Origin of the sequence: Streptomyces sp. SN-593 (assembly GCF_016756395.1) — a bacterium.
Lineage (GTDB): Bacteria > Actinomycetota > Actinomycetes > Streptomycetales > Streptomycetaceae > Actinacidiphila > Actinacidiphila reveromycinica.
Genome location: NZ_AP018365.1, coordinates 141,458 through 157,412 on the forward strand (window position 1 = coordinate 141,458; position 15,955 = coordinate 157,412).

The 15,955-nt window shown below is 75.0% G+C and carries 18 protein-coding genes, 1 pseudogene and 1 riboswitch; of the genes and pseudogenes, 6 read left to right on the forward strand and 13 right to left on the reverse strand.

All coding sequences use genetic code 11. The features are described from left to right. Nucleotides 1-130: 130 nt before the first annotated feature. A complete protein-coding gene (locus RVR_RS00610; protein WP_237404490.1) occupies nucleotides 131-922 on the reverse strand; it encodes a DUF1707 SHOCT-like domain-containing protein in 792 nt (263 codons plus the stop codon). A 238-nt stretch (nucleotides 923-1,160) separates the two neighbouring features. Here RVR_RS00610 and RVR_RS00615 point away from each other — a divergent pair, with 238 nt between their 5' ends. Continuing rightward, nucleotides 1,161-2,015, forward strand: a complete 855-nt coding sequence (locus RVR_RS00615) for a TIGR02452 family protein (protein ID WP_202231893.1) — start codon at nucleotides 1,161-1,163, stop codon at nucleotides 2,013-2,015. A gap of 62 nt (nucleotides 2,016-2,077) precedes the next feature. Continuing rightward, entirely contained in the window at nucleotides 2,078-2,632 is a 555-nt protein-coding gene (locus RVR_RS00620) for a YbaK/EbsC family protein (protein WP_202231894.1), read from the forward strand. Between the two features lie 99 nt (nucleotides 2,633-2,731). On the opposite strand, the gene RVR_RS00625 is transcribed toward RVR_RS00620, so the two are convergent. The 7 genes and pseudogenes from RVR_RS00625 to RVR_RS00655 form a co-directional block, all read right to left on the reverse strand. Further along, nucleotides 2,732-3,475, reverse strand: coding sequence for an urease accessory protein UreD (locus RVR_RS00625; RefSeq protein WP_202238283.1), 744 nt, complete (start codon nucleotides 3,473-3,475; stop codon nucleotides 2,732-2,734). Between the two features lie 257 nt (nucleotides 3,476-3,732). Then, nucleotides 3,733-4,410, reverse strand: a complete 678-nt coding sequence (gene ureG, locus RVR_RS00630) for an urease accessory protein UreG (RefSeq protein WP_202231895.1) — start codon at nucleotides 4,408-4,410, stop codon at nucleotides 3,733-3,735. 180 nt (nucleotides 4,411-4,590) lie between these two features. Continuing rightward, the gene (locus RVR_RS00635) at nucleotides 4,591-5,295 is read right to left on the reverse strand and encodes an urease accessory protein UreF (protein ID WP_202238284.1); all 705 of its coding nucleotides are present in this window, start codon (nucleotides 5,293-5,295) and stop codon (nucleotides 4,591-4,593) included. Nucleotides 5,296-5,301: 6 nt separating this feature from the next. After that, nucleotides 5,302-7,041 (reverse strand): urease subunit alpha, encoded by a 1,740-nt coding sequence (locus RVR_RS00640; RefSeq protein WP_202231896.1) that lies wholly within the window; start codon nucleotides 7,039-7,041, stop codon nucleotides 5,302-5,304. Between the two features lie 166 nt (nucleotides 7,042-7,207). Beyond that, a pseudogene (locus tag RVR_RS37235) lies at nucleotides 7,208-7,516 on the reverse strand (urease subunit beta); the annotation flags it as partial. Nucleotides 7,517-7,529: 13 nt separating this feature from the next. Further along, complete coding sequence (locus RVR_RS00650; RefSeq protein ID WP_202231898.1) at nucleotides 7,530-7,832, reverse strand: urease subunit gamma; 303 nt, start codon at nucleotides 7,830-7,832, stop codon at nucleotides 7,530-7,532. Between the two features lie 80 nt (nucleotides 7,833-7,912). Continuing rightward, nucleotides 7,913-8,191: a type II toxin-antitoxin system Phd/YefM family antitoxin gene (locus tag RVR_RS00655; RefSeq protein ID WP_202231899.1), complete on the reverse strand. Its 279-nt coding sequence runs from the start codon at nucleotides 8,189-8,191 to the stop codon at nucleotides 7,913-7,915. A gap of 57 nt (nucleotides 8,192-8,248) precedes the next feature. On the opposite strand from RVR_RS00655, the gene RVR_RS00660 reads away from it, so the two are divergent. The 3 genes from RVR_RS00660 (at nucleotide 8,249) to RVR_RS00670 (ending at nucleotide 10,361) form a co-directional block, all read left to right on the forward strand. Then, nucleotides 8,249-8,944, forward strand: coding sequence for an ATP-dependent Clp protease proteolytic subunit (locus RVR_RS00660; protein WP_202231900.1), 696 nt, complete (start codon nucleotides 8,249-8,251; stop codon nucleotides 8,942-8,944). A gap of 6 nt (nucleotides 8,945-8,950) precedes the next feature. Beyond that, complete coding sequence (locus RVR_RS00665) at nucleotides 8,951-9,325, forward strand: hypothetical protein (RefSeq protein WP_237404491.1); 375 nt, start codon at nucleotides 8,951-8,953, stop codon at nucleotides 9,323-9,325. A 409-nt stretch (nucleotides 9,326-9,734) separates the two neighbouring features. Beyond that, nucleotides 9,735-9,860, forward strand: a riboswitch (cyclic di-AMP (ydaO/yuaA leader). A gap of 3 nt (nucleotides 9,861-9,863) precedes the next feature. Beyond that, nucleotides 9,864-10,361: a C40 family peptidase gene (locus tag RVR_RS00670; RefSeq protein WP_202231901.1), complete on the forward strand. Its 498-nt coding sequence runs from the start codon at nucleotides 9,864-9,866 to the stop codon at nucleotides 10,359-10,361. A 16-nt stretch (nucleotides 10,362-10,377) separates the two neighbouring features. On the opposite strand, the gene RVR_RS00675 is transcribed toward RVR_RS00670, so the two are convergent. Continuing rightward, complete coding sequence (locus tag RVR_RS00675; protein WP_202231902.1) at nucleotides 10,378-11,265, reverse strand: ABC transporter permease; 888 nt, start codon at nucleotides 11,263-11,265, stop codon at nucleotides 10,378-10,380. After that, nucleotides 11,255-12,181 (reverse strand): ABC transporter ATP-binding protein, encoded by a 927-nt coding sequence (locus tag RVR_RS00680; RefSeq protein ID WP_202231903.1) that lies wholly within the window; start codon nucleotides 12,179-12,181, stop codon nucleotides 11,255-11,257. The genes RVR_RS00675 and RVR_RS00680 overlap by 11 nt, the downstream gene beginning before the upstream one ends. 82 nt (nucleotides 12,182-12,263) lie before the next feature. On the opposite strand from RVR_RS00680, the gene RVR_RS00685 reads away from it, so the two are divergent. After that, nucleotides 12,264-12,983, forward strand: coding sequence for a TetR/AcrR family transcriptional regulator (locus RVR_RS00685; RefSeq protein ID WP_202231904.1), 720 nt, complete (start codon nucleotides 12,264-12,266; stop codon nucleotides 12,981-12,983). A gap of 117 nt (nucleotides 12,984-13,100) precedes the next feature. On the opposite strand, the gene RVR_RS00690 is transcribed toward RVR_RS00685, so the two are convergent. The 3 genes from RVR_RS00690 to RVR_RS00700 all read right to left on the reverse strand — a co-directional run bounded on the left by RVR_RS00690 (nucleotide 13,101) and on the right by RVR_RS00700 (nucleotide 15,701). Beyond that, the gene (locus tag RVR_RS00690; RefSeq protein ID WP_202231905.1) at nucleotides 13,101-14,294 is read right to left on the reverse strand and encodes a permease; all 1,194 of its coding nucleotides are present in this window, start codon (nucleotides 14,292-14,294) and stop codon (nucleotides 13,101-13,103) included. A 151-nt stretch (nucleotides 14,295-14,445) separates the two neighbouring features. Continuing rightward, nucleotides 14,446-15,126 carry an ADP-ribosyltransferase gene (locus tag RVR_RS00695; protein ID WP_202231906.1) on the reverse strand — a complete coding sequence of 227 codons (681 nt, stop codon included), beginning with the start codon at nucleotides 15,124-15,126 and terminating at the stop codon, nucleotides 14,446-14,448. A 146-nt stretch (nucleotides 15,127-15,272) separates the two neighbouring features. Then, nucleotides 15,273-15,701, reverse strand: coding sequence for an ATP-binding protein (locus RVR_RS00700; protein WP_202231907.1), 429 nt, complete (start codon nucleotides 15,699-15,701; stop codon nucleotides 15,273-15,275). Nucleotides 15,702-15,955: the final 254 nt, after the last annotated feature.

Here is a 15,955-nt window from a genome sequence, read left to right on the forward strand (position 1 = left end):
GCGCGCGGGCGCACCGGGTGTCAGGAGCCCTCCTCGGGCGGACCGACTCCAGGACGTCTGCCCGTGGGTCCGCGTCCGGCCTCCCGGCGCACCGGCCGGGGCCGCCGGGCCCGCCTGCCCCCGCCCTCGCTCAGGCGTCGCGGCCCGAGTCGTCGCGGCCGGAGTCGTGCCGGGTTCCGCGGCCCCGGCCGGGTCCCGCCCCGAAGCCCGTGCCACGGCCCATGCGCCGGTCCATGTGCCGCCCCATGAACTCCATCCGGGCCTCCATGTGGCGGCTCAGGTGCTCCATCCGCTCCTCCATATGCCCGCCCATGTGGTGGCCGACCCACCAGGCCCACTTCGACCCGCGCGTCACCCGCACGTGGCCGAAGACCGAGCGCCCGGTGATCCGCACCACCGGACCGTCGGTCTCCCCGCCCTCGCGGCGCCCGACCTGGGACCGCTTCCCGAACAGCGCGGACCCGGCGTCGTAGACGTTCGCGTTGTCCGGGACCAGGATCTCGACCTTGCCGAAGAGGGAACTCGCGTCGATGACCACCTCGCGGCGGGTGAACATCGCCTGCCGCAGGTCGATGACGATCGCGCCGAAGCGGGCGCGCGCGGTGGTGTGCGGGGGCACCGGCCACTGGCCCGAGCGCCGCACCTTCGCGAAGAGCGCCTCGATGGGCGCGCTGTCGCCGGGCGAGGCCAGGGACTCACCGGGGCTCACCGAGGGCAGGTCGGCGGTGACCGGGGCGAGTTCACCGCGGGTACGGGCGGAGTAGACCGCCTCCAGCCGCTCGGAGTGCTCGCCAACGTCGATCCGCCCCGCGGCCAGCGCGTCGCCGAGGAGCGCCGCGGCGTGGTCCCGCTCGTCGTCCGAGACCCGCAGGTGCGCGTCGCCGGCCGTATCGTCCGGCTTCCGTGACGACCGTTCGGACACGAGGCGACCTCCTGGGGGGGCGGGAAGGAACTGCGTTCACGATATATCGCGTCTCGCGGGCCGTGCAAGGCAACAGCGCGACACGGCCCGGGCGTTGTCGGGGCCCGCCGGTCCCGGGCCCCGGGCCGGGTCGGGGTCGTGCCCTGCCGTGCCGTGCGCCCACGCGCTGCGGCCAGGTCCCGTCGCGCCCGGATAACCGATCGCGCGGGCCCGGGAGTCGACCGTACCGTGCCGGCACATGAGCGCACGACTGCGGAGCATCGCCCGGGAGAACGAGCGGATCGTGGCCGAGGGCGGCTACACCGGGCCGGACGGCCGCCGGGTGGACCTGGCCGGCCCGGTGGCCCGGGCCGCCGACGGCACCGCCGTGTACGGCCCCGGGCCGGTCGCGGTGCCGGACACGGCCTCCCGCGGCCCGGGCACGCGGTGCGCCGTCACCCCCGAGAGCAGCACCGAGGCGGTGCGCCGGCTGGTCGCCGAGGGCGAAGGCCCGGTCGCGGTGCTCGACTTCGCCTCCGCCCGCAACCCCGGCGGCGGGTACCTGCGCGGCGCCCAGGCGCAGGAGGAGGCGCTGTGCCGTGCCTCCGCGCTGTACCCCTGCCTGCTGCGCGCCCCGGAGTACTACGCCCACCACCGCGAGGTCCGCGACCCGTTCTACAGCGACCGCGTCATCCACTCCCCCGGCGTGCCGGTCTTCCGCGCGGACTCCGGCGCCCTGCTGGCCCGGCCGTTCACCGCGGGTTTCCTCGCCTCCCCGGCGCCGAACGCGGGTGTGATCGCGCGTACGATGCCCGAGCGGGTACCGGAGGTCGGTCCGGCGCTGGCGGTGCGCGCCGAACGCGTACTGGAGGTGGCGGCCGCGCACGGCTACCGGCGGCTGGTGCTCGGCGCGTGGGGCTGCGGGGTGTTCCGCAACGATCCGGCCGTGGTCGCGGGCGCCTTCGCGGCGCTGCTCGGCCCGGGCGGGCGGTTCGCGCCCGTGGTGGACGAGGCGGTCTTCGCGGTGCTGGACCGGCGCGCGGACTCCCCGACCCGGGCGGCGTTCTCGGCGCTGTTCGCCCCCGGCGCCCCCGGCTCCCCGGCCACGCCGTGAGCCGGCGGCGGCGCCCGCGCGCGGGACCGGAACGACCAGGACGAGCACGAGTGAGCGGGGCCATGAGCGAACAGCACACGCAGGAGCAGGGCGCACCCGGGCAGGACACGGCCGGCGGGAGCCACGGGACGTACGACCGGCTGGTCGCGCTGCTGGACGAGCAGGGCGCGCGGTACCGGGTCCTGGACCACGAACCGGAGGGCGCCACCGAGGTGGTGAGCGCGCTGCGCGGCAACGCCCTGGCCCAGGCGGCGAAGTGCATCGTCGTGATGGTCAAGGTGGGCAAGAAGGTGACGCGTTACGTCCTGGCCGTGGTGCCGGGCGACCGCCGGGTGGACCTGGGCGCGGTGAAGGCGCTGCTGTCGGGGACGTACGTGTCCTTCGCGTCGCGGGACATCGCCGAGCGGCTGGCCGGCAGCGTGAGCGGCACGGTACTGCCGTTCGCCTTCGACGAGAAGCTCGAACTGGTCGTCGATCCGGGCCTGCTGGACCACGACGAGATCTTCTTCAACGCCGCCCGGCTCGACCGGTCGCTGGCGCTGAGCACGAAGGACTACGTCCGGATCGCCGCGCCGCGCCAGGAGCCGATCGCGGCGGCGCCCGAGGCCACGGCCTGAACCGCGGGCGGAGGGGCCGTCCGCGGGTGCGGTCGGGGCGCGACCCGGTCACGGGGGGCTGATGGTGCGCCGGAACCCGGCGACGCGGGCGCCGGGCCGTCAGCCGGGCTGGAGGCGTCGCAGGTAGCCGTCGAGCAGGTTGCGCAGGTGCCGGCCGTCCGGGGCGAGCGCGGTGACGAGCACCGCGGGGCCGGCCAGCGGGGTGAGGGCGGCGCGGCCGTGCCCGGCGGGCAGGTCGGCGAGTTCGGCCGAGCACTCGCCCAGGTCCGGTGCGACCAGCAGCAGTTGGCCGACAGCGCGGTGGCCGCCGAGCACGGCGGGACCGTCCCAGCCGGGTGCGGCGCCCGGCCCGAAGGCGAGTTCCTGGTCGAGCAGCGGCTGGCCCGCGAGTGTCACGGTCAGCCGTGCGGACAGCCGCCCGCTCGGCTCGCCGTGGCGGCCGAGAATCTGCTCCTCGCGCAGCACCAGGCGTGCGTCCGGGGCGAGGTCGACCCGGGTGGAGGCCCGCAGGTCGCTGCCCCGGGCGGCGATCAACGGTTCGGGCAGCCATTGCAGTTCGGCGTCCGCCCCGACCGTGAGCCGTACGTCGTAGCGCGCCTGTTCGCCGCCTCGGCCGGGCAGCGACACCGTGGCCGCCGACGCGCCGACGGTCAGCCGCGCGCCGGGCGCCGCCTCGGCCTCGATCCGCAGCCGGTCGCCGCCGAGCGGAGCCGTCATCGCCCCGACCACGGTCACGCGGGCGCCCGGGCCGCCGGTCGGACCGGTCCTGCGCAGGGCCAGCGGTCCGTCCCCCGCCAGCAGGGGCAGCGCGGTGCCGCCGCGGCCGTCCGGCTCGGCCCGCATCCGGGCGACGGCCGTCACCGCGCGCGCGGCGGCGCCCGTGCCTGCCGCGCCGCCCGCCGGCGCGCCCGCGGGCGTTGTCGCGGCGCCGGCCGTAGTCGCAGTGCCGGCCGCGGCCGCGGTGCGGGCCGCGGTGCCGGACTCCCTCGCGGTCGCGGCCGCTGCCGTGTGCCCGGGCGCCCTCGTGGGCCCGGCCGCCCTCAGGGGCCCGGTCCCGGTCACCGGCCCGGCCGCCGCGATGTGCCCGGGCCCGGTCCGCGTCACGTACGGACCGCCGACCACTCCGCGAGGCGCTCGCCGACCCACCCGGCGATCGGGTCCACCCCGCCGGGCTGCCGCACCGCGGTGAACACCACCGGCAGCGGGCCGCGTTGGGCCTCGGCGTCGACGGCCATCCGCCGCAGGTCCACACCGACGTACGGGGCCAGGTCGGTCTTGTTCACCACCAGCAGGTCGGCCGTCGTCACTCCCGGACCGCCCTTCCTGGGGATGTCGTCACCGCCCGCCACGTCGATCACGAACACCTGCGCGTCCACCAGGCCGCGCGAGAACGTCGCGGTCAGGTTGTCGCCGCCGGACTCGACCAGCACCAGGTCCAGCGGGCCGACCGTCTCCTCCAGTTCCTCGACCGCCTCCAGGTTCGCGGAGATGTCGTCCCTGATGGCGGTGTGCGGGCATGCCCCGGTCTCCACGGCCACGATGCGCTCGGGCGGCAGGACGGCCTCCCGCAGCAGGAAGTCGGCGTCCTCGCGGGTGTAGATGTCGTTGGTCACCACGCCGATCGACACGGTGTCGCGCAGCGCCCGGCACAGCGCGGCGACGGTCGCGGTCTTCCCCGACCCCACCGGGCCGCCGAACCCCACGCGCAGCGCCCGCTCGCCCTTCTCCGCGGACGCCGTGTACCGCTCGGGAAACACCTCAGGATGGTCCAGGTGCATGCTCCACCGCTCCTTCACTCGTGATCGTTCCACCCCGGGTCGGGGTTCGCAGCGCCCGCGACGCCGGTCCGCACGCGGGCGGCCTCACCGCCGGCCGGCTCGACTGCCGCGTGCGCGCGGGCCCGTCGTCCCGCGCCCCGGCCGGGGCCGGACCCGCGCGCCCCGCCCGCGCACGGGCCCTCATGACGCGAACAACCGGGTGGGCCAGACGGCGTGCGCCTCCGCGCCGAGGTCGAGCAGCGGCGCGGACGCGGCGGGCAGGACGTCGAGCCCCTCGTCCAGGGCCCGGCGCGCCACGGCGTCGGCGGCGCACGCCACCGTGTCCACCTCGCCGGCGAGCCGTCCCAGGACCGCGACCGCGTGGAACGGGTCGAGGCCGAGCAACCGCACCGCGGCGAACGCCGGCGTGCTCACGCAGTCGTACGCGCCCGCGTACGCCGCGTCCCGTGGCGCCAGCCCCGCCGCGGCCGCCGCCACGCCGAGCACGACCGGCTGGTGGGCGCCGCGCGGACGGAGCACGGCCAGGTCGTCCAGCGCGGGCGCCGGCCACACGGCCCGCGCGGCGCGCAGGAGTTGGCGGCCCAGCCGCCGGGAGACCGCGCGCAGCGCCGCCGACGGTGTGCGCGCGTCGGCCGCCGCGTCGAGGCCGAGCGGATCGGCCCCGGCGGTCGCCGCCGCGGCCAGTGCGGCGGCGACCGGTCCTGTGGTGTGCAGCCGGCCCCGGCAGAACTCCGCGAGCGTGCTCGCGTCCGTCACCCTCCCCTCGGCCACGGCGGCCTCCACGCCGCCCGAGTGGGCGTGGCCGCCGGCCGGGAAACGGCCGTCGGCGAGCAGCAGCAACGCGGCACGCGTGCCGGGTCCGTCGGTGCCACGGTCCGTCGCCATCATGCCTCAGAAGAGGAAGTACCGCTGGGCCATGGGCAGTTCGGTGGCCGGCGCGGGCTCCACCGGCTCTCCGTCGATGCGCACCGTGAACGTGTCGGCGTCGACCTCGACCCGCGGCAGCGCGTCGTTCTCCCGCATGTCCGCCTTGGTGACCGCGCGCGTGCCGCGGGTGGCGGTGAACGGCTTGGCCAGGCCCAGCCGTTCGGGCAGCCCGTCGTCGATCGCCCCCTGGGTGACGAAGTTGAGCGAGTTCGCGGCCGGCGCGGCACCGACCGCGCCGAACATCGGCCGGGGCAGGACCGGTTGGGGTGTCGGGATGGACGCGTTGGCGTCGCCCATCTGCGCGTACGCGATCTGTCCGCCCTTGATGACCAGGTGGGGCTTGACCCCGAAGAAGGCGGGCTGCCACAGCACCAGGTCGGCGAGCTTCCCGGGCTCCACGGAGCCGATCTCGTCGTCCATGCCCTGGGCGACGGCCGGGTTGATCGTGTACTTGGCGACGTAGCGGCGCGCCCGGTGGTTGTCGGCGGGCCCGTCGCCGGGCAGCGCGCCGCGGCGGCGCTTCATCACGTGGGCGGTCTGCCAGGTGCGCATCGCGATCTCGCCGATGCGGCCCATCGCCTGGGAGTCGGAGCTGATGATGCTGATGGCGCCGAGGTCGTGGAGCACGTCCTCGGCGGCGATGGTGGAGGGCCGGATGCGGGACTCGGCGAAGGCGAGGTCCTCCGGGACGGCCGGGTTGAGGTGGTGGCAGACCATCAGCATGTCGAGGTGCTCCTCGACGGTGTTGACGGTGTGCGGGCGGGTCGGGTTGGTGGAGGACGGCAGCACGTGCGGCTGCGAGACCACCGTGATGATGTCGGGGGCGTGGCCGCCGCCCGCGCCCTCCGTGTGGTAGGCGTGCACCCCGCGTCCGGCGATCGCGGCGAGCGTGTCCTCGACGAAGCCGGCCTCGTTCAACGTGTCGGTGTGGATGGCGAGTTGGGCCCCACTGCGCTCGCACACCCGTAGGCACGCGTCGATCGCCGCCGGGGTGGCGCCCCAGTCCTCGTGGATCTTGAACCCGACCGCGCCGTCCCGCAGTTGCCGGTGCATGGCGGGCTCGTCCACGGTGTTGCCCTTGCCGAGCAGCCCGATGTTCACCGGATACGCCTCCAGCGCGGCGAACATCCGCGCCAGGTGCCAGCCGCCGGGGGTGATCGTGGTCGCCTTGGTGCCCTCGGCCGGGCCGGTCCCGCCGCCGACGAGGGTGGTGACGCCGGAGGCGAGCGCCTGGTGGACCAGGGTCGGCGAGATGAAGTGGACGTGGGCGTCGATGGTGCCGGCGGTGAGGATCGCGCCGTTGCCGGCGATGATCTCGGTGTCGGGGCCGATGACGAGGTCGGGGTGGACGCCGTCCATCGTCTCGGGGTTGCCGGCCTTGCCCAGCGCGGTGATCCGGCCGTCGCGGATGCCCACGTCGGCCTTGACCACACCCCAGTGGTCCAGCACGACGGCGCCGGTGATCACGGTGTCGGGGGCGCCCTCGGCGCGGGTGGCACGGCCCTGGCCCATGGACTCGCGGATGACCTTGCCGCCGCCGAACACCGCCTCGTCGCCGGCGGTGCCCGGGCGGCCCTCGGTGCCGGGCCCGCCGGAGAGGTCGCGCTCGACCTCGATGAGCAGGTCGGTGTCGGCCAGCCGGATACGGTCGCCGGTGGTGGGCCCGTAGAGGTCGGCGTATACGGCCCGGGACAGTTCAGGCACCGTCGGCTCCGTTCGGCGAGGGGGCGGGACGCGACCCGGAGTGCGGGGCGGCGTCCGACCCGGTGGCGTGGTCGGCCGGGGCGTCCGGACGACCGGTGGCCGGGCCGGCCACGTCACTCGGCGCGCCCGCGGGGTCGGCCGGGGAGCCCGGACCGGTGGCGGCGGGGGCGTCCAGCGGTCCGGCGGTCTCGCCGCGCAGCCCCGCCACGACCCGCCGGCCGGCGATGGGCACGAGTTCGACCTCGGCCGGGATGCCGGGCTCGAAGCGGACGGCGGTGCCCGCGGCGATGTTGAGCCGCAGGCCGTGGGCGGCGGCGCGGTCGAACCGCAGACCCGGGTTGGCCTCGGCGAAGTGGTAGTGCGAGCCGACCTGCACCGGCCGGTCCGCGGCGTTGAGCACGGTGAGCCGGGTGACCGGGCGGCCGACGTTGATCGGCACGCCGCCGGCGGCGGGGAGGACCTCTCCGGGGATCACGGACGCCGCCCCCTCAGACGATCGGCTGGTGGACGGTGACGAGCTTGGTGCCGTCGGGGAAGGTGGCCTCGACCTGCACCTCGGAGATCATCTCGGGGATGCCGTCCATGACGTCCGCCCGGGCCAGCACGGTCCGGCCGGACTCCATCAGCTCGGCCACCCCGCGCCCGTCGCGGGCCCCCTCCAGGATGTGCGCGGTGATCAGCGCCACCGCCTCGGGATGGTTCAGCCGCACCCCGCGGGCGCGCCGCCGCTCGGCCACGTCCGCGGCCACGTGGATCAGCAGCCGCTCCTGCTCATGGGGGGTCAACCGCACAGCCGCACCTCACAGTCATCGGGCTGGTGAGGTTACGTCGGGACGGTTTCGGGAGCGTTAACGCCTGTTACGGGCGCCGGTCACCCCGGCTGCGGCCCGCGGTGCTCGGCGGCGATGCCGAACCGCCGGCGTTCGCCCGTGGCGGACGCGGAGCCGCGCACCGTGGAGACCGTGCTGATCACCCGGTCCTCGGCCTGCTCGTCGAGCTCCCGCAGTCTTTGCAGGTCAGCGGCGGACACCAGGCCCACCAGCGGCTTGCCGTGCCGGGTCAGCACCACCTGCTCGCCGCCGTAGACCACGCGGTTGATCAGTTCGGCGAGCTGCGCACGCGCTTGTGTCACCGGGACGTCATGGGTCATGCTCCCCATCATAACGAGATGTACGTCCTGTACATTTTGACCTGACGGAGGTGTGCGATGACCGACCGCCCGACACCCACGGCCCGCTACGTGCTGCCGGAGTTCACCGAGCGCAGCAGCAACGGCGTCCGCACCATGGACCCCTACTCCAAGCTGCTCCAGGAGCGCATCGTCTTCCTGGGCACGCAGATCGACGACACCTCGGCCAACGACGTGATGGCCCAGCTCATCCACCTGGAGAGCGCGTCGCCCGACCAGGACATCAGCATCTACATCAACTCCCCCGGCGGCTCCTTCTCCGCGATGACCGCCATCTACGACACGATGCAGTTCGTGACCTGCGACGTGGCGACGGTGTGCATCGGCCAGGCCGCGTCGGCGGCCGCCGTCCTGCTGGCGGCCGGCGCGCCGGGCAAGCGGATGATCACCCCGGGCGCGCGCGTCCTCATCCACCAGCCCTCGATGGGCGACGTGGTGCAGGGCGACGTCTCGGACCTGGAGATCCAGGCCAACGAGATGCTGCGCACCCGCGACCAACTGGAGGCCCTGCTGGTCCGGCACACCGGGCAGACGGCGGAGCGGGTGGCATCGGACCTGGAGCGCGACACGATCTTCGACGCGGAGGCAGCGGTCGCGTACGGCGTGGCGGACCTGCTCACCACCAGCCGCAAGACGGGCGCGGACCTGGGCGGTCCGGGCAGGCGCGGCACCGGCCCGGGCGGGACGGGCGCGCGCGGCACCGGCCCGCGGTGAGCCGGCGTGGCCGCCGAACTCCCGCCGCTGCCCGCCCTGACCCGCTCCGAGGGCGAACTCGTCGACTGCTACCTGGAACTGGTCGACCTGATGGGCCGGATCAACCCCTCCCGCACCACCGACACCTACACGGCGCTACGGGCCGCACAGGCGCTCGTCGGTCGGGCGGTGGCACTGCGGGACGCGCTCACGGTGATGCACCTGCGCGGCGAGACGGACCTGCACCACACGACGCTCGGCCGCGCCCTGCGGGTGCTGGACGGGGAGCGGCGCGCCGCGCGGGTCACGGTCGCCCCCGCGCCGACCGAGGGCGCGGAGGGGCGGGACGGCCCCGGCGGCTCGGGCGGCTCGGGCGGCTCGGGCGGACCCGCCCACCCCTGACCCGACCCGCCGACGCTCACCATCCGTCACCGGTATGCGCGACACGGCCGACCTGGTGGGTCAGCCCATCGGCGTAGCGGAAGCCGCCGCCGCAAACGGGTGCGCGATTGCGCGTGTCGACTGGACATCCTCCGTCGCCGCCCCCGTCCGTGCAGTTCAGGCGGTACGGCGGCGCCCGGCCGGCGGACGGCGGACGCGAGGGTCCACCCGGACGGCGGAGATGTGACGAAGCTCACATCGCGCGTTTCTGTCCCGGCGCCGCCGTGTCGTATGCGTAACGATCCGTGGTGACGACAAGCCCCCGCCGCCGTGGCGGGGCGGTCCGTGCGGATGCCCAGTCCTGCCGACGCGCGGATGCCAGGTCGACACGAGTGCAGTGGCAGGAGCGGAGGACCCAGCACGACGGGTCGGTCCGCGCCCGCCGGACCCGGCGGGCGCCGGAGCACCCTTGGGGTGAAGCCGCTGCATGCGGCCGGGCGTCTTCGCCAGCCCGAACCCGACAGGTCACCCTTCGCAGGCTGATGACGAAGGGTTGCGCATGTGTACGCCCAACCGCATCTGCTTCCGGCCGGCCGCTTCCCGGCTCTCGCGGCTCGGAGCCGCCTCCCTGCTCACCGCGGCGGCCGTCGCCGTCCCCAGCCTGCTGCCCGGCGCCGCGCAGCGGGCGGACGCCGCCACCCTGGCGGCCAAGGCGCTGAGCGTCGCCGCGTCGAAGAAGGGCTCGCCCTACCAGTGGGGCGCGAGCGGGCCGTCCCGCTTCGACTGCTCGGGCCTGACGCTGTACTCGTTCAAGCGGGCGGGCAAGCAACTGCCGCGCACCGCCGCCGCGCAGTACAACGGCACCACGCACATCTCGGCCGGTTCACGCCGGGTCGGCGACCTGGTCTTCTTCCACAGCGGCTCGTCCGGCTCCTCCGTCTACCACGTGGGGATCTACGCGGGCGGCGGCAACATCTGGCACGCGCCCAAGACCGGCACCACCGTACGGCTGGAGCACATCTGGTCCAGCGCCGTCTGGTACGGGCGGGTGAACTGACCGGGTTGACGGGGCGTCATATCGCCGTGGCCCTGCCCCAGCCGCGGGCGACCCGCCACGCGGCCACCGCGCCGCCGACCAGCGCCACGGCCAGCAGCACCGCGATGCCGGTCAGGGTGCGGCCGGTGTCGCCCGCGGCGGCGTGCCGCAGGCAGTCGGCGCCCCAGTACCCCGGCGAGGCGGGCGCGACCGCGCGGACCCAGCCGGGCAGCGTGGAGATCGGGACCAGCGCGCCACCGAGCGTGGTGAGCAGGAAGGCGCCGATGTCGAGCACCGCCGAGAGCTGGCCGTAGCTGCCGGCGAGCAGGCCGACGGCGCTGCCCATGCCGAGCAGGGCCAGACCCCACACCGCGCAGGCGACCACCAGCAGGCCGGGGTCGGCCACGGGCATGCCGAACACCACGACGCCGAAGCCGAGGACGACCACCTGCTGCGCGGCGAGCACGCCCAGTACCGGTACGGCCTTGCCGACCAGCAGCTCCACCGGCCGCACCGGGGTCACCCGCAGCCGGTCCCAGGTCCGCCAGACCCGCTCGGAGAGGATCGAGCTGCCCACGATCGACAGCGCGAGCAGGGAGAACATCACCAGCGAGCCGATCACCGCCTGCGTGGTACCGGCCGCTCCTCCCTGGGCGGCCTGGTAGAGCGGGCGCATGGCGAGCAGCATCATCAGCGGCATCACCAACCGGCCGATCAGCGGGCCCGGTTCGTTGAGCAGCACCGCGGTGTTGTGCCGGATCAGCACCCCCGTGCGCAGCAGACCGGGGCGCGGCTCGGCGCGGGCCGAGCCGCGCGGCTCGGCGCCGGCAGCGGCGGGCGGCTGCGCGCGGGCCCCGGCGTACGGCTCCGGGTCGGTCCGCGCGTGCGGATCGGTGGGCGGGCGCGACCCCGGGTCATGCCGCATCGGACACCTCCTGGCGGCCCGGCGCGGCGGCGGCCAGCGCCGCGTACAGGTCGTCGAGATCGGGGCGGCGTACGTCCACCGCGGTGGGCGCGCAGCCGGCGCCGAGGATCGCCGCGAGGTCGGCGGGCGGGTTGCGGGTGGCGACGCGCAGGCCGTCCGGGCCGAACGGGCGGGTGCGGGCGCGCAGTTCCTCGGGCAGGTCCGGGCGCGGGGCGGACGGGTCGAGGGTCACCCGGATCTCGCCGGGCAGGTCCCGGGTGAGCGCGGCACGCTCCCCCCGGGCGACCACGCGGCCGTCCCGCGCCACCGCCAACGTGGCGTCCAGGTCGACCAGTTCGGGCAGGTAGTGGGTGGTGTAGACGACGGCGGCGCCCGCTGCCGCGCGGGCCCGGACCGCGGCGAGCAGGGCGGCGCGGGTCTCCGGGTCGGCCCCGGCGGTCGGTTCGTCCAGCAGCAGCACCTGCGGGGCGCCGACCAACGCGGCGGCGGCCTGGGTGCGGCGGCGCTGGCCGCCGGAGAGCACCGCGCAGCGGCGGTCCAGCACGTCGCCGAGCATCAGCTCCTCCGCGACGGACTCCACGCAGCGGCGGACGGCGGCGCGGCGCAGTCCGACCAGGCCGGCGAAGAGCCGCAGGTGCTCGCGGACCGTCACCGTCGGGTACAGCGCGAGCTCCTGCGGGGCCACCCCGAGCAGGGCCCGGGCGGCGCGCGGGCGGTCGTGCACGCTGATCCCGCAGACCTCGACCCGGCCGGAGTCCGGGCGGACCAGCCCGGTGACGACCTCGACGAACGTGGTCTTCCCCGCTCCGTTGTGCCCGATGAGGCCGGTGATCTCGCCCGGGCGCACCCGCAGGTCGAAGCCGTCGAGCGCCGCACGCCCGCCGTACCGCTTGCGCAGGCCCTCGGCTGCGAGCACGCCGCCCCTCCCCTCGGTCTCCATCGCGGACCACCACCCCGTTCCAGTTGATCTACACCGTATAGATCTACAGTGTAGAGGCATGAGCGGGAAACGGGAAGAGATTCTGGACGCGGCCCTGGCGATCGCCGACGCGCGCGGGTTGGCCGGGGTGTCCATGCGGGCGGTCGCGCAGGCGGTCGGCGTCACTCCCATGGCCCTGTACCCGCACGTCAAGGACAAGGCGGGCCTGCTCGACGCGATGCTCGGGCGGCTGCTGGCCGGGGTGAGCGAGGCCGCTCCGGAGCTGGCGGGCGCCCAGGACTGGCGGGTCAGGCTCCGCGCGTTCGCCGACACCGCCCGGGGTCTGTCGATCGGCCATCCCTGGGCGGTCACCCTGCTCTTCTCCCGGCCCGCCGTGACGCCCGACGCCGTCTTCACCGTCGACCAGCTCTACGGCGCCCTGCTGGACGCCGGGGTGCCGCCCTCCCAGGTCCCGCGGCTGGAGCGGCTGGTGAGCACGTACGTCCTCGGCTGGATCGCGTCCGAGTCGGGCGGCCGGTTCGGTCCGGGCACGCCCGATCCGCGCGGCGAGCGGGGGAAGCTGCCGGAGGGCGGCCTGCCCGCGCACCTCGCCCTCGCGGACTGGCTCGACCCGCCGGTGGACTGGGACGCGGAGTACGCCGCGGACCTCGATGACCTGGAGCGGCTGGTGGAGTCGGTGGCCCGGCGCGGGGCGTCCACCGCGCAGCGGGCGCCCGGCACGGGGGAGGACGGTGGCGGGGACGAGGACGGCGGGGGCCGTACGGCGGCGGGCGGCTGAACCGGCGCCGCCAGATCGGCTGTCAGGGGCGCCCCCGCCCGGCGGGCGCGGGCGCTCGGCGTGGGTGCCGCCCCGCCCGGCGGACCCGAGCGTCCAACGGCACGGGGCTCCGGCTCCTCAGTGCCCCGGCCCGGAACGGCCGGAGCGGCCGGAGGGCTCGCCCGCCCCGCCCGCGCCGCTCTCCGGCGCCCCACCCATCATCCGGAGCATCTCCCCGCCGCCGGTGCGCAGGAAGCGCACCAGGAGCACGGCGGCCAGCAGGAGGAACGCGATGTTGAGGTAGGTCGTGTAGTTCCACCGGACGCCCTCGGTGGGGACCTTCGCGTCGGCCTGGTCGGGGACCAGGCCCAACCCGCCGAAGAGGAGTTCCACGACGTAGCCGGCGACCACCATGGACCCGTAGAAGGTCCACAGGACGAACAGCGTCATGCGCGCGCCGTAGTACTTCCGGTAGATGTTCAGGATCGGCAGGATCAGCAGGTCGGCGAAGATGAACGCGACGACGCCGCCGAAGCTGATGCCGCCCTTCCACAGCACCACCGCCAGCGGCACGTTGCCGATCGAGCAGACGAACGAGGCGATCGCGACGGCCGGGCCGACCAGCGGGCCCCACAGCTTGGACGCCAGCGGATGGCCGGAGAAGAAGAACTCCCGCCAGAACGTGTCCGGTACCCATGCCGCGATCGCGCCCGCGACCAGCAGGCCCACGACCAGGTCGCGCAGGATCGCGGCCCACTCCATGACGAAGACGTGCGCCGTGGCGGTGAACCCCTCGCCGGACAGCAGCCGGCTGCCGAAGGAGCCGTCCGCCCGCACGGACATGTCCATCGCGGCATGGCCCTCCATCGACCCGGCGACCCCGCGCTCGGCCTGCTCGCGGGCCGCCCGCAGCAGCGCGTCGCGCAGGAAGAGCCGGAACAGCACGGCGAGCAGCACGATCATCACCGGTCCGCCCACGAACTCCGCCACCGTGAACTGCCAGCCCATCAGCAGCGCGAGGATCACGCCGAGTTCCACGACGAGGTTCGTGGAGGCGATCTCGAAGGCCATCGCGGCGGTGAAGTCGGCGCCCTTGCGGAACAGCGAGCGCGCCAGTGCCACCGCCGCGTAGGAGCACGACGACGACGCGATGCCGAGGCCGGCCGCGACGGCGAGGGTGGCCGGGCGGTCGTCGCCCAGCAGCGAGACCACCGTGGACTTGCGGACGACCGCCTGGACCACGGCGGACAGGGCGAAGCCGAGGATCAGCGCCCAGGTGATCTCCCAGGTCATCGAACCGGTGATGGACAGTGCGTGCAGTACGGCGTGCATGGGGCGAAGCCTTCCCCGCCGGGCCCTCGCGAAGGCCGGGCCCGGCGGGACCGTCCGGACGGCCCTGCGGAACGGCGGGCGTCAACCTGCCGGCGCCAATCCGTCGGCGTCAGACCGTCGGTGTCGATCTGTCGACGTCAGACCGTCCGCCTCAGCTCGCCGGGGCGAGTGCGGGGCCGACCGGCTCGGGCGCGGGCACGAGGCGCCAGGGCACGTAGAAGGGGTTGCGGACGCAGTCGGCGAGCACCTCGCTCTTCGTCGCCTTGTCCACCGGGCAGGCGCCCACGACGAAGCGGCGGTCGATGCCGCCGGCGAAGGCCACTTCGTGCTGGCCGGCCCACTTGTGGGTGTCGCCGATCGTGGCGTTGACGTCGATGCCGCCGGGCGCGTCGACGTAGTAGTTGTAGGCGGACTTCCACTGCTTGTAGAGGTCGTGGTCGTAGCTGGTGCTGACGAAGGGCGAGGGCTGGTTCACCTCGACGTAGGCGGCCAGGTCGTACTGCCCGTCCTGCGGGGCCTTCGGCTGGAAGCCGTCGTGGAAGACGACGGCCGGCGCGCGTCCGTCCGCGCGGTACAGCTCGCCGCAGGTGGTGCGGTAGGTCGGCGGGTCGGGCACGATGCGCTCCACGTCCACGCTGCGGTCGGCGGCGGCGTAGAGCGGGTCGTGGACGGCGGGACACATCGCGGCGGCGGGCGCTTCGGGCGCCGCGCTCGGAGCCGCTGCGGCGGCTGTGGCCGCCGTTGCCGCCCCGGAGGGCGTCTGGGTGGCGAGCACCGCGGTGAGGGTCAGCACGCCGGCGGCCGCGAGCGACCGGACTCGGTTCATGATCATGCCCGTAGCGTGCCGGTCGCCCTCCCCCACTCCGTCGAACGTCACCCGATCGTAGGCGCGTCCCGCGTCCCGCGTCGCCGACCGGCCGTCGGCGACCAGGCGTTGACGAGCGGGGCGGACGTTGGGACGGCCGCCGGGACGGATGATCAGAGGACGCGGACGGGCCAGGGGACCATGGTCCACACGGTCTTACCGCCCTCGCAGGTGGGCACGATGCGCAGCGTGCCGCCGGACTCGGCGACGAGGTGGCGGACGATGGCCATGCCGCGGCCGTTGTCCTGCTGGACGGCGCCGGGCAGCCGTTGCGGCCAGCGCGGGTGGGAGTCGGTGACACCGATGTGCAAGTGCTCGCCGTGCTCCAGGCGGATCTCCACGGTGAAGTTGGGCGAAAGGCCCGACGTGTGCAGTACGGCGTTGGTGGCGAGTTCGGAGACGACCAGCCGTACGGCGTCCAGGGTCGGCGCCTCGGGCGGCAGGCCCCACTCGGCGAGCCGTGCGCACACGTAGGCCCGGGCCGCGGAGACCGACGCGGGGTCACTCGGCAGGGTGACGGATGCTTCCTGAAGGTCAGCCATGGTGACGCTGTTCCCTTTCCCGCCGGCCCCGGGCGCCGGTCCGCACGGGGTTCCGTACGGCCGGGTCCGGATGCGGCTGATTCGCGCCAGAGTGTCATCCATCGTGCAGCCAATACGAGGCCGCGGGCACCCAATGCATATATCTGTCGCTCAAAACGGTGAACTCTGCTACGTGAGAACGCATTTGGTCGGCACACTGTCGTATCGCGGAGTTCGCGACGGACGACGCGTGCACGATGGCCCCATGGCCACGG